The organism is Deltaproteobacteria bacterium, assembly GCA_019309045.1.
In the GTDB taxonomy this organism is placed as follows: Bacteria; Desulfobacterota; Syntrophobacteria; order BM002; family BM002; genus JAFDGZ01.
This window is the reverse complement of the sequence record JAFDGZ010000039.1, coordinates 17,118-30,380: the sequence shown is the minus strand read 5'-3', so window position 1 is coordinate 30,380 and position 13,263 is coordinate 17,118. Positions and strand designations below refer to the sequence as shown.

Genomic DNA, 13,263 nt, shown 5'->3' with positions numbered 1-13,263 from the left:
GGCTTACTTGGCAGAAACCTTTGAGATGGACCTTCATCTGATTGTCAGTGACTAACCGGCTAGTGGACAGGCTGAAAAAAGAGCATGTTTGCGACACAACTTACGACGTTCAGCCCAGGATGAATCACCGGTACGAGGAAATGTATCTTAATGCCGTTTCCGCCCCGCCGGGAACGGCCTGCTCTTTGATAAATCGATGAATTACGAAGGCTTACGGCTTGACAGCCGGAGAGAGAAGGCTTATGAAGTGGGTTGCAATTGAGGAGCCAGACAAAAATCTATATCTTTTTTTATCAGGCGTGTGCTGGCGCCGAATATCACCTAAAGAGGCAACGTTTCCGCCAAACTTTATGGCATTGAAAAGACCTTCTAAGACAAGGAGAAACTGCCTGAATACGGGCGCTGGACGATGAGACCTCACCCAGCCCGATCAGATCTAACCCGGGAAAACACTTGAAAATCACTGAAAATTTCATATAGATTAAGTAGATGCGCTAGGATCTGGCCGAGTCGAGCCTTGTGAGATGTGGACAGGAAGAGGCCGTGATTCTGATTGGCGGTGTTGCCCGAGAGGGTGAGGGTTTGCTCAAATGGCGGATGACAAGTCAAGATTACCCGTGGCGTGAAAGGGGAATTGGCGTGGATAAGGCAGCTGTACTCAATACTATTCGGGAGAATCGTGAACTTTTGGAACAGTTTCATGTACGGTCGCTGGCCGTTTTCGGTTCAGTTGTTCGAGGAGAAGCAGGACAGGACAGTGATATCGATATACTCGTGGAATTCGAATCCGGTGCACGGGTCGGGTTGTTTACCTTGGCCCGCTTGCAACGTTCTCTAGAAGAAATACTCGGGAGGCCGGTGGATCTGGCGACGCCGAATGCACTGCACAAGGCTCTGAAGAAAGACATCTTGGAGGAAGCCGTTCATGCCTTCTAGAGATTGGAAGTTTCGGATCAAGGATATTCTGGATGCCGTCGAAGTCGTTACCGACTATGTCTCGGGTATGACCTTCGAGGATTTCGTTCGTGATCAACGCACCATCGATGCCGTTGTGCGTCGTCTTACAATTATTGGTGAGGCCTCGGCGCATATGCCGGAACACATTTGCAGGCAGAATCCAGACATACCTTGGATTGATATGCGAGCGATGCACAATTTCGTGGTGCACGAGTATTTCGGTGTGAGCGAAGACATTCTATGGGATACAATCCACAACGATCTTCCTGGGATCGTCGAACCCCTTCAGCGGCTGCTGACACAAGGCAGCGACTGAACCATGGCTTTGGACAGGGAAACAATAAACATGCTTGGGGGTCGCAGGCTGAACGAATGATTCGAGGCAAGCAGGGGCGTCATGGGCGGCATCGCTTATTCGGCTCAACAAACCCAATTTTCTTGCAGCATATCAAATGCTGATCACTTTATCTGCCAACTGCATGGCGGTGACGATGTCCAGCATGTTGGTAGTCTCGCCCACCTGCTTCTTGTCCAGGATGTCGAAATGGGTCAGACAGGTGCCGCACACCATGATCTTGAGGCCTTCATTTTCGTAAGCTTGCAAATCCTCGAGCACTTCCGAGCCGGCAATGGTCAGCTTGACCCCGTTGTTGACAAAGACCAGGCGCCACAGCTCGCTTCCCATCTCTTTGAGTGTGCGCAGGAAATTGACCATCAGCTTGAGTCCCAGCTGGTCGTCTCCGAAGCCGATGCGGTCAGTGGCGCACAGGACCATGATCTTTTTGCCCTCTGCTTGTTTGTCTGTTGATGGCTGCGGTTCTTCTGGAGGTGCTGTGGTGCCGGTGGCCACAACCAGATAATCTTCGCCATCCTGTGTAAGGCTCGTCGAGAATCCCTGCGACTCCAGAAAACGCTGTACGTTTTGCTGGGAAGCCGGGTTGTCCACAATCACTCGCACACTGTCGGGTTTGTCTTCCTGGAGGACGGCCTTGGTCTGCAGTACCGGCGCTGGACAGGCCAGACCCCGGGCATCGATCTCTTTCATTTCTTATCTCTCCCAGATTACCAATTCATCACCGTTTGTTGAAAGACAGCTCTAGACTACCCATATCTTCTCTTCCGGATTGTCTGTTATTTCGCCAATATAAGCAGCATCGGTAATGCCAGCATCTTTAAGGGCCGAAAGCAGACTGTCAGCCTGATCCCTGCTGAGGCTGATCAGCAGTCCACCTGATGTTTGCGGGTCGAACAGCACGTCTTGAAGAGGGCGGGGTACGGTCTCAGCAAAGGTGATCATCTGTTCCCGGAACTCTCTGTTCTTGTAAGCTCCGGCCGGAATGAGTCCCATGGCTGCGTATTCCAGAGCTTCGGCCATGACCGGCACCTGGGCTGAATGGAGCCGCACACTTGTGCGCGAGCCGCACACCATTTCAGCCAGGTGTCCCAGCAGCCCGAAGCCGGTCACGTCTGTGCAGGCGCTCACTTTAAAGTCCGCCATGGTCCTGGCGGCGTCTCGGTTCAGGGTGGCCATCAACCGGGTCACTTCGGCAGTAAGTTCTGCAGAAGCCATAGCCGCCTTGATGGCAGTGTTGATGATGCCGAAGCCCAGCGGCTTGGTCAAAATCAGCCGGTCTCCAGGCTGCAGGGTTGTTTTGGCAATTACCCGGTTCGGATGTATGACGCCGGTGACAGACAGACCGTACTTGAGCTCTTTGTCATCGACGCTGTGTCCGCCAATGAGAACAACCTCGGCCTCCCGGAGTTTGTCGATGCCGCCCTGGATGATTTGCCGCAGAATTGTGAGATCCATTTCCCCAAGCGGAAATGCTACCAGGTTCATGGCTGTCTTTGGCGTGCCGCCCATGGCATAGACATCGCTCAGGGCATTGGCGGCAGCAATTTGGCCGAACCAGTAAGGGTCGTCCACCACGGGTGTGAAAAAATCAACGGTTTGGATCAATGCCAGGTCTGCAGAAATTTGGTAAACGCCGGCGTCGTCCGCACGATCCAGGCCTATGATTACATTGTTGTCGGTTGGAAAGACCATGCCACACAGCGCTCTATCCAGGTCCCCTGGAGGCAGTTTGGAGGCTCAGCCAGAGCCGGCTACTGTTGCAGTCAAACGGATTTTCTTGCTTTGCCCCATGGGCGTTCTCCCTCTGCGGATTTCCAAATCTTCTGAACGGTCAAATGGACAGGATAACTCAGTTGCACGGTAGGTATGTTTTTCACTGCAAAACGGACAAGGGCTGTTGAGCACTACCTTGGCATCTAGAGTCTTTTCACCTGCGGGACCTGTGATGATACCCTTGTTGTCCAGGATAGTGAAATCTGCACTTCTGAATACTTTTTTATGGGTCGGACAGACAAAAACAAGTTTCATTACCATCAAATGATTATCCTTCCGACAAACTACTTGACTTCCTGTGAAACAAGTCCCTTGTCTCCAGCGTCCATGTCGTGACCGTGTGTCCCACATTCATGACAACTGCTTTCTGTTACCAAATCCAGTCTCCGAGACAATTGGCGCAAATCATTATCGACAGAGTTTTCAGGTCTGTCTCTCGGGTTCGGGTGCTCTGTCTACAGTGCTAGCCAAAATTGCCTGACCAGACATCTCTTACTCTGCCTTTTCTGTGGGATATTTTGCTCCCTTCCAGGCAAAAATGCCACCCGGATATCGATAGACATTCTTGTAACCGAGCTTTACGGCCCAGGCTGCCCCGTTGTGGCTGCGGGTGCATTTGACAAAGCCGCAATAAATAATGATAACCTTGTTTTTGTCGTTGCCAAGTAGTTTCATAAAATCTTCCGGTGTCTTGCCGCCTGTTTTTTCGCTGTCCCATTCCTTCATCTCTGGGATGGGGAAGAGGAATTGCACTGCTCCGGGTATATGTTGCTTCTTGTAGCTGGCATCGTACGGCATGGCATCCACTATCACCATATCCCTGCCAGAGTCGAGCCATACCTTGAGTTCTTCGGTGGTGACCACATGGTAGCCCCCTCGCTGCACCTCCCGGACGAGTTTTACTGCCAGGGCTTCCTTTTCCACCTCTTTCTCGAATTTGTTGCCCCAAAAAGCCATGGCCGGATTTGCCAGTGCAGCTGCCAGAATGATAATGACCATCGATATCAGCACTGATTTAGACGTAGGCATCTTTAGTCCTCCTCTTGTTCAATAATTTATCTACCAGCTGTCTTGCCTCTACGGGCCTGGTGGCGGTACAGCGGCGCCATACATAGAGAAAAACGACGTCGGCAAGCATGAACAAATCACGGTAAAGGGCTGGGCGGAGACTGTGAAGTGCTGCGGCTGTAAGCTCTTCCGAACCAAAGCAGCCGCAGTCCACATCCAGTCCTATCCAGATGGCATAGATCAGCATGCTGACAAAAAGCCCGAGGAGACCAGCAATCAAGGCAAGGCTACCTTCAATGTCGAACACCAAGCCGAGGCCGGCAGCCACTTCCAGGGCTGGCAGGAAAATGGCTACAGGCAGGAGCAGACTTGCAGGAACGACGCCATAAGCCTCGAGCAGGGCAGCAAAGGCCCCAGGTTCCACAAGCTTGCTAAAGCCAGCATATATGAAGACTCCGGCAAGAACCCAGCGACATAACTTATACAACCAATTGGATATGCTCATTTTCCCTGTGGAGAACAACAAAGCCAGCTTTCCATGATCTATAGAATTTTCTTGGAAGCTCTAGGGTAAGTACTGGTCGACCACGCCCACCAGACTGCCCGAGTTATCATTTTTGGCGATAGGTGATGCTGTAGATGAACGATGCCGGATCATAGAAATCTAGTGGATTCCCCCCCACTTCCGCATAAGGATAGGCAAAGGTGTTGAGTGGTGCACCTTCCTGTGGAGGATTGAGTGTAATATCGCGGCCCCGAGAAATAACCACACGGTAGGCGTCGATGCCGCCCCAGAAGTAATCCCGGTATTCTTTGGTTTTCGCGTCCTGGAGAGCCAGTTTCTCGCGAAGCATTGCCTTGCGCACATCTGCAGGATCGACCGGGACCCAGCCATAGCCTGGTAGAAAGAATTCAGCCCAGCAGTGTTGCCAGGCAGTGATGTTTTCGCTGGTCTTTTGCCCCAGGCGGATGCCGAAGACCTCCCGACAGGGCACACCGGCAGCGCGGGCCAGGGCAATAAACACAGAGGAGATATCCGTGCATTTTCCTCCTCGGGTCTTCAGGAGCTGGCACACGTCACCTTTGCCGCATCCCACGACTTTCGGATCCCGATACATATTCTCACAGGTCCAGTCATAGATTGCTTTAGCTTTTTCCACTAATGTCTTTTTTCCTCTGGTGATGCTGTCGGACAGTTTTTTCACTTCACCGTCGATTGGGCCAAGGGTGGTTGGTTTGAGGAACAGGGCGTAATCGCCAGGGTTCCAGTTGCTTTCCTGTAGGGGAAGATCGTCACAGCGAACCTCTTGACGTTCAACCGCAAAGGAAAACTTCAACTTTCGGCTCCTGGCATGGCGCGGCAATTCCGCATAAAGAATGGCCGTACCATAAGTCCGGTCCGTATAAACTGCCATTGCAGAATAATTGCCAGATGTACGAATGTCACTGATGAGCTGCTCTCGGTCAGAAACAGGGTAAGGGATCCACAGGCGGGCAATCTGCCCCTGAGCCTGGGCTAAGAGATCGACTTCTATGGTGACAACTCCTGAATGACTCTTGCAAAAAGCAGTTGAGCAGATGCCGAAGGTAAAATAGGCTATTAGTGCGGCGACAATGGCACGGGTTTTCATTGAACATTCCTCCTTGCCAGGAAACTGGCTGCCTCTAGAGAAGTCAACCATTGCCTGCTACTGGACTCAACAGACATGCTTTTCTGGTTAGAGTTTGACTGGAATGGTGCCGAAATCGACTAGAATTGCTTGTTTGATGCTGAAAAAAACAGTGCCGGCTTGGCTACGATTTTGCCACAAGGCTTCCTCTAACAAGCCCGGTTAGATGGCTGACAGCCTTCAGGTAAAGCCAAAATCGTATATCACAGGTGACCTCGTTGCAGGGATGATTATGTCAGCTGTCTATAATATGGAAAAAGTCGATGTGTCAAATATAAAATCTCGATATATATCTGTGCTGCCATCGGAAGCACCAATAAAAATATATGCTGGTGCTGTCCCCGGAGTTCATATTTTCCATGGGAGTAGGAGATGGATTTTGGAGGATTTTCAGGTACTAACGCAGACCTGCTGCCTCCAGTTGCCAGTTAGGCATGGAGGGAGAGTAGATTCTCCAGTGCTTGACGCAGTTCCGTGAAGAACAACCGGGTGATCTAGGTAAATAAATAATAAGATGAAATCAGGGAGATCATGAAAAAGGACAGGGAATAAGCATGAAAAACTAGATAGTTGGAGCGCTTCTGAGAAAACCGCAAAGCGATCAAGTTGGCCAGGGAACTGATCAATAAACCATTGCCACCAATGTTGACAGCATAGGCGATTATCTTGAAATTAGTTGAATAATTGGCCAGCAAAATAGTTGCTGGCACATTGCTGATTACTTGCGAAAAAAAAGCTCCGGAGAGAAACAGAGTAGGAATATGATTAAAATTCAACCTGGAAAGCAGATCATGTACTGCCTGAAAGCGGCAGATCAGATTCAAATCGATGAAGATTAAAATGAACAGAAAAATGAGTCCCCAATCGGTTTTCAGGATGACGTTTCTGTGGGACAGCAACAGAACAACAAAGACCACTGCCAGAAAATATCTTTCGTAGTCCAGCTCAACCGCAATAATAAATGCAACTAACAAAAGAGAACACAGGATAAACAGACCACGATTTACAGTGGGATAATGGCGATTAGCAACTCTTATTTCCCTCGGGGAAAAACACAGAAGGGTCATGACAGACAGCCAGAGTGACATCATAAGAACCAACGGAGCCATTTCTTTAGCAAAAAGCAGGAAGGAAACGTCCCAGCGGTGCCAGAGAAAGATGTTTTGAGGATTGCCGATAGGCGTCAGTGATGAGCCGACATTTACGGCAATGGCTTCAAAAATGATGATCTTGCTGTAATCGTTTTCCGTGATCTGTTGCAGGCTCAGAGTAAGTGGAACCATGATAAATAGAGCGATGTCGTTGGTCAAAAACATGGCGAGTATTGCCGAAAGAAAAACTAACAGCAGGGCGAGAAACCGTTCTCTGTCGATCCTTTGACATAGACGGTAGGCCAGCAGGTAAAACAGACCACTCTCTTTGATCCCCGTGGTGACCATCAACAGGCCGCTCAGGGTGATGATGGTGTTCCAGTCTACAAGAGATGGTAAGCGCTCCAGAGGCTGTCGAAAAGCCACCGCCAGGCCCAACGATGCTATGAGCAGTACTACAGACAGCAGAGAGTTTTTCAGGGCGAAAACAGTCGCAGAATAAACCTTATTGGCCATAGAACATCATTTCCTGACTTGCCGCATAATCTTGCACGATGTGCGTGCCGTCATAGTAGACTTTGACATGGGTAACAATGGTATTGCCCAAGGCAACAGGAAAAGACCAGCTCACTTCAGGGTCCACAAACTCCGCGGCACTGAGGATTTTCAACTTCTTGATCATGTTTGCCAGGCGGGCCTTTAAGGCTGCCAGCTGGATGCCGATCTGATATGCATGGGGACTGATGCCCAGGGGCAGCATCCTGCCGTTGCGGGGATCAAAATGCAAGGCAGCAATGACAATGCCCTGGTACAACAGGCCGGCCTTTATTTCAATCTCTCCACCAGGACCGCGCCCGATCCAGACTTTTCCCGGCGAGAGCCGACTGCCGAGCCTCTTGACAGCAGCGACTGCTTTCGTCAGATTGGTCAGCAGGATGCTGGGGGGGATAGTCTGGCCAACCGCCATTCCCGGGCCCGGCGGCGGCGGTGCGACTGGTTGACCCGGTGAAACACCCGGTGCAGGAGGAGGTGCGGGAACTTGCTGCAGCAACAATGGTGGCCCAGCTATTGTCTGTGCCAAAGAGTTCTCTGCAAAAAAAATAACGGACAACAGGATGACGAAAACAAGGCAAACTTTCTTCATGGTGTTCTCCTTACCTTGCGGTAGGTCTATTTGTTGTGTTCATCTTGTCTCTTTTCTGCCTGCTCTATTTTCTGCTCCAGAATGGTTAGCCGCTCATTGATGGCATTGACAGCGTCGGTCAGATAATCTATTGGCGGCAGTCTGGAATAACTGAGTTTTTTCCAGGCCAGAATGCCAATCATTAATAAGAGTCCGATCACCAGCCAGGCAAAACTCGAGTTGAACAGGCCGGGAAATACGGGAGGTGGCGGTCCGTTCAGGGCACAGCCGTCACAGAGCAGGGCTATGGCTGGGACCAGAAACTTGGCTGTCTTTTTGCTCGAGTACTTCGGCATACGTCCCTCCCCTTTTGCCTGCTTATTTCAGAATAGTGAACAAAGGTTAAGAAGTCCGGAAGGAGATATTAAGAAAAGATTAAGATTTTTCAGGAAGGATCGCTGCCAGGGGTGGGGTTGTGTTACTCGAGGGGAAGGGTAAAATAAACTGTTGTGCCTTTGCCGGGCTCGCTTGCCACCCGTAGGTTGCCGCCGTGGGCGGCAACCATGGATTTTGCCAATGCCAGTCCCAGTCCTGTGCCTTTTTCACCTGAAACTGCTGCAGATTTCCCCTGATAAAACGGTTCAAAAATGTGGGACAAGGTTTCTTTATCCATGCCAATTCCCTGATCTGCAAGTCGGATTTCAACCTGCCCCGGCAGTAGTCGCCAACCTACAATTACGGGCGTCTCCGGCGGAGAGTAGCGGAGAGCATTGGTAAGAAGGTTCAAAAGAATTTGATTCAGCAGGTCAGGATCCGCGCTTACGGCGGCGAAAGGTCCATTCTGTATGATCAGGGAGCGGTTGGGAGCCAGGACTTGCGCCTGCTGTTTGAAATCATAAAGGAAGTCGGCCAAAATGATTTTTTGTTTGCGAACGTTGGCCGAGCTTGCCAGGCGGGACAGCCCCAGGAGTTGATCACAGAGCCGGATCAACCGGTTGACCTCCTTGAACATGCCCCGGCAGAGGCGAGCAGTGGCTGCGGCGTCGTCCTGGGCACCCCGCAGCAGCACTTCCAGAGAACCGCGCAAGCCGGTGAGCGGCGTGAACAGCTCATGAGCAGCATTGGCCACAAAACGTCGCTGCGCCGCAAAAGTGGCTTCGAGTTGGTCCACCATTTGGTTGAACGAGGCCGCCAGTTGGCCGATTTCGTCCCGGCGATTCTTGGGGTGCGCTCGCCGGGTAAAATTCCCCTCCCTGATTTGATTGCAGATTGTCACCAGACTGCGCAAGTCTTTCAAGCTGACGCCAATCAGCCAGAAGCCGACGGCGATTCCCAAAATCAAGATAACGGCTACCACAGCAATCAGCATGGCACCATGACGGAAGAGGATCTGGTTGATATCTGTGAGCAGAGTGCTTATCTGGATGACGCCGAAAATCTGGGGGCTTGCCGGCAATGGACGAAGCGGGATCAGCAGGACCAGTACAGGTTTGCCATTTACTTCACTGCGGTAGGTAATTTCGTTTTTTCCGGAGAGGGCCTGGCGCAAATACTGCCCAGCAGGCGGCGGCGCCGTTGGTTCTTCAGGCAGCCGTTTGCCGTTGGCAACTATTTCGCCTTGCCGATTCAGGACAATGGCAACGGCATCTCGAGACGTCAGATCCCGGGCCAAGACAAGGGCATCCCGAGGATCGAGATGCAAGAGAGAGGGATCTTCCTTTGCCAGATCTTTGTCAAGAAGCCAGTGCTCTATAATAGGCTTTGCCCTGGCGCGCAAATGACTGCTCTTGTTGCTGATGAACAACTGCCAGATATTCCAGTAAGAATAACAGCCCACCAGGACCACGGAAAAGATGAGCAGGACAGCGTAAAGCAGAACAAGACGTGCTCGCAAAGAGAATTCTTCCCAGCCTCTCACTTGCCGCTCTCCGGGTAAAAGGCGTAGCCCATGGCATACACGGTTCGAATGAGGCGTGGCGGCCGATCGCCTAATTTCCTGCGCAGGTGGCTTATGTGGACGTCAATGACATTGGTGCCCCCATCATAATCGTAACCGAGCACTCGATTCAGAAGCGTCTCCCTGGTAAAGACGCGGTGCGGGTGACGCATGAAGAGTTCCAGCAAACGGAATTCTGTTGGAGTAAGGTCGATTCTCCTGCCATACTGGCTTACTTCCCGCGACTCCACATCGAGTACAATGCCTTCAGCCTGCAATTTTCTGTTCTTGAGGGTCTTGCCGCTGCGGCGCAATAGTGCCCGAATGCGGGCTAGAAGTTCGTCGAAACTGAAAGGTTTTGTCAAGTAATCGTCTGCACCACTGTCCAAACCTTTCACCCGGTCGGATACTTCCTTCTTGACCGTGAGCATGAGAATTGGCAGCTCTGAATCATGAGAGCGTATGTGTCGACAAACCTCAAAGCCGTCTAGGTCTGGAAGCATAATATCCAGTATTATCAGGTCGTAAGCCCTGTGCCGCAACTCATGCAGAGCCGCTTTCCCAGTAGCGCTTGCTGCCACCTCGTAGCCTTCATAGGTCAAACCTGTAGACAAGAATTCAGTAATTACCGGGTCGTCTTCAATGACTAGGATTTTCATTTCATTTTACAAGAGGAAGGGCTCAGATCTCTAGAAAAACCAGTACTGACAATATCCGCTCATGGGATCGATCTCCCCCCAGCCGAAAGGAGACTGATCTTGTGGCCGCTCCAGGGAAATAAAAAAAGAGGCGCGCTGGGTATATAGATGTTTTGCAGCAAGTGTAAAGGTGATTGAGCTCCAGAATTCTCACCAGCGAATGTCTCTGACCATGAGAACCAGGTCTGCGTAGTTTCCCTGGATGTCCTTGATGAAGCCTTTGAGCACTCCAGCCTGTCTGAACCCCAATTTCTCGAAAAGGACGCGAGCCTTGTCCAGTTCTGGGACAATTTCAGCGGTCAGCTGTTCCAGGCCCAGATCGATGGCAATATCGATCAGGTTTTCGATGAGAATAGTTGCCAGCCCTTTTTTCCTGTACTCCGGGTCGCTGGTGATGCGAATCTCGGCCTGATGTTTAGTCCAGCCGATGGGGCTGAAGTGGAGGGTAGCGTTGGCGATTATCCGGTCGTTGTGGAGAGCCAGCAGCGGCAGCACGGAGTCATAGTCTAGATCCAGGATCCAGTTTTCGATTACCTTGCGGTCGGTAACATCGTCCTTGAGACGCAGGCGATCTTCTGGAGGCAAGCGATTGAAGTAATCGTAGAGAGCCTCTTCGTCATCTTTGCGAAGGGGTCTGATTGTGATCGATGTGCCGTCTCGAAGATTCACCACTTTTGGGTAGTCATGTAATATCATCTGCGGTAGACCTCCATTTCGCCAAGGTATGGAAAAGTCAATCTCGAAGTCTAGAAATACCACTCCCTTTCCAGAACAGTGGCTATGCCCATGCCGCCGCCAATGCAGAGAGCAGCCAGGCCAACCTTGGCGTCTCGCCTCTCCATCTCGTAAAGAAGGCTGGTTAAGATTCTTGCTCCGCTGCAGCCCACAGGGTGGCCAAGGGCAATGGTGCCGCCGTTGACGTTGACAATCTGCGGGTCGAGCTGCAGCTCTCTGAGACAGGCGATGGCCTGCACAGCAAAGGCTTCCACCAGTTCCACCAGGTCAACCGGTTTGCCCAGTTTTTCACTCACTTTGTGGATAACACTTCGAGCAGCATAGATTGCCCCGGTGCCCATCAACTCGGGTTCGCACCCCTGATAGTCATAGGCCACTATTTTGGCCAGAGGTTTGATGCCCATAGTGAAGGCTTTTTCTGCGCTCATGAGCAGGAGGGCTGCTGCGCCGTCGTTAATTCCTGCCGAGTTCATGGCAGTGATAGTGCCGTCTTCTTTAAAAGCTGGTCTACACTTTGCCAGTTCCTCCATGGTTAGATCGTCTCTAGGATGTTCATCCGTGTCGAAGATGATCGGCTCTGCCTTCAGTCTGGGCACTGTTACTGGAATAATTTCTTTCTTGAAGCGGCCCTCATTGATGGCTGTAATCGCCTTTCGGTGGCTCTCCAGGGCATAGGCATCCTGTTCTTCCCTACTGATGCCAAATTTTTCAGCAATATGTTCGGCGGTTACCCCCAACGGTTGATGGCCAAAGGAACACCACAGGGCATCCTGCAGCATAATGTCTATAAGCTGGTCGTGGCCCATTCTCTGGCCCCACCTGGAATGCGGCAGCACAAAGGGGGCTTCGCTCATGTTTTCCATGCCCCCGGCAACTATAATTTCCGCATCGCCAGCCTTTATGGCCTGGGCTGCCATGGTTACAGCTTTCATGCCCGAGCCGCCCACCTTGTTTACGGTAACTGCAGGGATGTACTGGCTCAAGCCGGCATGAATTGCTGACTGTCTGGCCGGATTTTGTCCCAGTCCAGCCTGCAGCACATTTCCCATGACTACTTCGTCAACCTTTTCTGGACGGACTTTGGCTCTGGCAAGAACCTCTTTTATGGCAATGCTTCCCAAGTCGACGGCTGGCACATCTCTCAGGGTACCTCCAAAAGAGCCGATGGGGGTGCGGACAGCACTGGCGATTACCACCTCTCGCATAATATCTCCTTGCCTGCTCTTGATCCTCTGGATTATTTCAAGTCTTTGCTGAGAATAGCGATATCCTTGTAATCATGTTCCTGAACGTCTTTGATGAAGTTCTTCAGTACGGTTGCCTGGATAAAGCCATTTTTTTCAAATACTTTGATGACTTCAGGTTGGGCAGTTACCACGCGGGCGCAGAGTTTTTCCAGTTCCATCTTGCGGGCTACCGCAGAAAGTTCTTCCAGGAGCAGAGAACCCAGACCTTGTTGTTGGAAGTCCGCTGCAATGGTGACCCTGATCTCGCCCACATGCTTTCCCCAGCCAAAGGTTTGCCGGTGAAGGGTGGCATTGGCGACGATTTTTCCCTCATGCTCTGCCAGGATGGGAAATACCCTGCCATAATCGAGTTCTCGACACCACTTTTCAATGAGTCTTCGGTCAGTGGGATCATGTCGCAGGTACTTCCTGTCCTTTTCAGGCAATGAAAGGAAGAACCTGTAGAGGGCGTCTTGGTCGTCTCTGATCATGGGCCTCAGGGTGCATCGTGTGCCCTCTTTTAGGATAACCTCTTTTGGATAATTTTCGAACATGTCTCCTCCTGTCCTCACCTTCCTCCGGACTCCCTGGATATCAAGCAGAAAGAGACATGGGAGCCCAGGAACCATCCGGAATGGGAGCACTCTAAGCAGCTGCTTTCAGTTGAACCATGTTTTTCCATTGAGATCAA

16 protein-coding genes are annotated in these 13,263 nt (G+C 51.3%); 3 read left to right on the top strand and 13 right to left on the bottom strand.

Features of this window, described 5'->3' with window-relative positions; translation table 11 throughout:
* Positions 1 to 639: 639 nt before the first annotated feature.
* Positions 640 to 936 carry a nucleotidyltransferase family protein gene (locus JRI89_09995; GenBank protein ID MBW2071574.1) on the top strand — a complete coding sequence of 99 codons (297 nt, stop codon included), beginning with the start codon at positions 640 to 642 and terminating at the stop codon, positions 934 to 936.
* Complete coding sequence (locus tag JRI89_09990; protein ID MBW2071573.1) at positions 926 to 1,273, top strand: DUF86 domain-containing protein; 348 nt, start codon at positions 926 to 928, stop codon at positions 1,271 to 1,273. The genes JRI89_09995 and JRI89_09990 overlap by 11 nt, the downstream gene beginning before the upstream one ends.
* Positions 1,274 to 1,405: 132 nt before the next feature.
* Here the strand turns inward: JRI89_09990 and yedF are convergent, their stop codons facing one another.
* From yedF to JRI89_09965, 5 genes are all read right to left on the bottom strand, one after another.
* Positions 1,406 to 2,002, bottom strand: a complete 597-nt coding sequence (yedF, locus tag JRI89_09985; protein MBW2071572.1) for a sulfurtransferase-like selenium metabolism protein YedF — start codon at positions 2,000 to 2,002, stop codon at positions 1,406 to 1,408.
* 51 nt (positions 2,003 to 2,053) lie between these two features.
* The gene (selD, locus tag JRI89_09980) at positions 2,054 to 3,103 is read right to left on the bottom strand and encodes a selenide, water dikinase SelD (protein ID MBW2071571.1); all 1,050 of its coding nucleotides are present in this window, start codon (positions 3,101 to 3,103) and stop codon (positions 2,054 to 2,056) included.
* A gap of 474 nt (positions 3,104 to 3,577) precedes the next feature.
* Complete coding sequence (locus JRI89_09975; GenBank protein MBW2071570.1) at positions 3,578 to 4,114, bottom strand: rhodanese-like domain-containing protein; 537 nt, start codon at positions 4,112 to 4,114, stop codon at positions 3,578 to 3,580.
* Positions 4,101 to 4,598 (bottom strand): DoxX family protein, encoded by a 498-nt coding sequence (locus JRI89_09970; GenBank protein ID MBW2071569.1) that lies wholly within the window; start codon positions 4,596 to 4,598, stop codon positions 4,101 to 4,103. The genes JRI89_09975 and JRI89_09970 overlap by 14 nt, the downstream gene beginning before the upstream one ends.
* A gap of 106 nt (positions 4,599 to 4,704) precedes the next feature.
* Positions 4,705 to 5,724 (bottom strand): transglutaminase domain-containing protein, encoded by a 1,020-nt coding sequence (locus JRI89_09965; GenBank protein MBW2071568.1) that lies wholly within the window; start codon positions 5,722 to 5,724, stop codon positions 4,705 to 4,707.
* Positions 5,725 to 5,929: 205 nt separating this feature from the next.
* On the opposite strand from JRI89_09965, the gene JRI89_09960 reads away from it, so the two are divergent.
* Complete coding sequence (locus tag JRI89_09960; GenBank protein MBW2071567.1) at positions 5,930 to 6,241, top strand: hypothetical protein; 312 nt, start codon at positions 5,930 to 5,932, stop codon at positions 6,239 to 6,241.
* Between the two features lie 16 nt (positions 6,242 to 6,257).
* On the opposite strand, the gene JRI89_09955 is transcribed toward JRI89_09960, so the two are convergent.
* The 8 genes from JRI89_09955 to JRI89_09920 form a co-directional block, all read right to left on the bottom strand.
* Positions 6,258 to 7,370: an anion transporter gene (locus JRI89_09955; protein ID MBW2071566.1), complete on the bottom strand. Its 1,113-nt coding sequence runs from the start codon at positions 7,368 to 7,370 to the stop codon at positions 6,258 to 6,260.
* The gene (locus tag JRI89_09950; protein MBW2071565.1) at positions 7,360 to 7,998 is read right to left on the bottom strand and encodes a hypothetical protein; all 639 of its coding nucleotides are present in this window, start codon (positions 7,996 to 7,998) and stop codon (positions 7,360 to 7,362) included. Before JRI89_09950 ends, JRI89_09955 begins: the two co-directional genes overlap by 11 nt.
* 26 nt (positions 7,999 to 8,024) lie before the next feature.
* Entirely contained in the window at positions 8,025 to 8,333 is a 309-nt protein-coding gene (locus JRI89_09945; protein MBW2071564.1) for a hypothetical protein, read from the bottom strand.
* A 122-nt stretch (positions 8,334 to 8,455) separates the two neighbouring features.
* Positions 8,456 to 9,895 (bottom strand): HAMP domain-containing histidine kinase, encoded by a 1,440-nt coding sequence (locus JRI89_09940; GenBank protein ID MBW2071563.1) that lies wholly within the window; start codon positions 9,893 to 9,895, stop codon positions 8,456 to 8,458.
* On the bottom strand, positions 9,892 to 10,572 hold the full coding sequence (locus JRI89_09935; protein ID MBW2071562.1) for a response regulator transcription factor: 681 nt from the start codon (positions 10,570 to 10,572) through the stop codon (positions 9,892 to 9,894). Before JRI89_09935 ends, JRI89_09940 begins: the two co-directional genes overlap by 4 nt.
* Positions 10,573 to 10,761: 189 nt before the next feature.
* Positions 10,762 to 11,307: a GNAT family N-acetyltransferase gene (locus tag JRI89_09930; protein MBW2071561.1), complete on the bottom strand. Its 546-nt coding sequence runs from the start codon at positions 11,305 to 11,307 to the stop codon at positions 10,762 to 10,764.
* 50 nt (positions 11,308 to 11,357) lie between these two features.
* Entirely contained in the window at positions 11,358 to 12,551 is a 1,194-nt protein-coding gene (locus JRI89_09925) for an acetyl-CoA C-acetyltransferase (protein MBW2071560.1), read from the bottom strand.
* Between the two features lie 32 nt (positions 12,552 to 12,583).
* Positions 12,584 to 13,126: a GNAT family N-acetyltransferase gene (locus tag JRI89_09920; protein ID MBW2071559.1), complete on the bottom strand. Its 543-nt coding sequence runs from the start codon at positions 13,124 to 13,126 to the stop codon at positions 12,584 to 12,586.
* Between the last annotated feature and the right edge of the window lie 137 nt (positions 13,127 to 13,263).

Bases quoted from the DNA above. Each gene is read 5' to 3' on its own strand.
- JRI89_09925 (MBW2071560.1), bottom strand. From the start codon at position 12,551: ATGCGAGAGGTGGTAATCGCCAGTGCTGTCCGCACCCCCATCGGCTCT.
- JRI89_09960 (MBW2071567.1), top strand. From the start codon at position 5,930: ATGGCTGACAGCCTTCAGGTAAAGCCAAAATCGTATATCACAGGTGAC.
- JRI89_09945 (MBW2071564.1), bottom strand. From the start codon at position 8,333: ATGCCGAAGTACTCGAGCAAAAAGACAGCCAAGTTTCTGGTCCCAGCC.
- yedF (MBW2071572.1), bottom strand. From the start codon at position 2,002: ATGAAAGAGATCGATGCCCGGGGTCTGGCCTGTCCAGCGCCGGTACTG.
- JRI89_09950 (MBW2071565.1), bottom strand. From the start codon at position 7,998: ATGAAGAAAGTTTGCCTTGTTTTCGTCATCCTGTTGTCCGTTATTTTT.
- JRI89_09930 (MBW2071561.1), bottom strand. From the start codon at position 11,307: ATGATATTACATGACTACCCAAAAGTGGTGAATCTTCGAGACGGCACA.
- JRI89_09920 (MBW2071559.1), bottom strand. From the start codon at position 13,126: ATGTTCGAAAATTATCCAAAAGAGGTTATCCTAAAAGAGGGCACACGA.
- JRI89_09990 (MBW2071573.1), top strand. From the start codon at position 926: ATGCCTTCTAGAGATTGGAAGTTTCGGATCAAGGATATTCTGGATGCC.
- JRI89_09970 (MBW2071569.1), bottom strand. From the start codon at position 4,598: ATGAGCATATCCAATTGGTTGTATAAGTTATGTCGCTGGGTTCTTGCC.
- JRI89_09935 (MBW2071562.1), bottom strand. From the start codon at position 10,572: ATGAAAATCCTAGTCATTGAAGACGACCCGGTAATTACTGAATTCTTG.
- JRI89_09975 (MBW2071570.1), bottom strand. From the start codon at position 4,114: ATGCCTACGTCTAAATCAGTGCTGATATCGATGGTCATTATCATTCTG.
- JRI89_09965 (MBW2071568.1), bottom strand. From the start codon at position 5,724: ATGAAAACCCGTGCCATTGTCGCCGCACTAATAGCCTATTTTACCTTC.
- JRI89_09955 (MBW2071566.1), bottom strand. From the start codon at position 7,370: ATGGCCAATAAGGTTTATTCTGCGACTGTTTTCGCCCTGAAAAACTCT.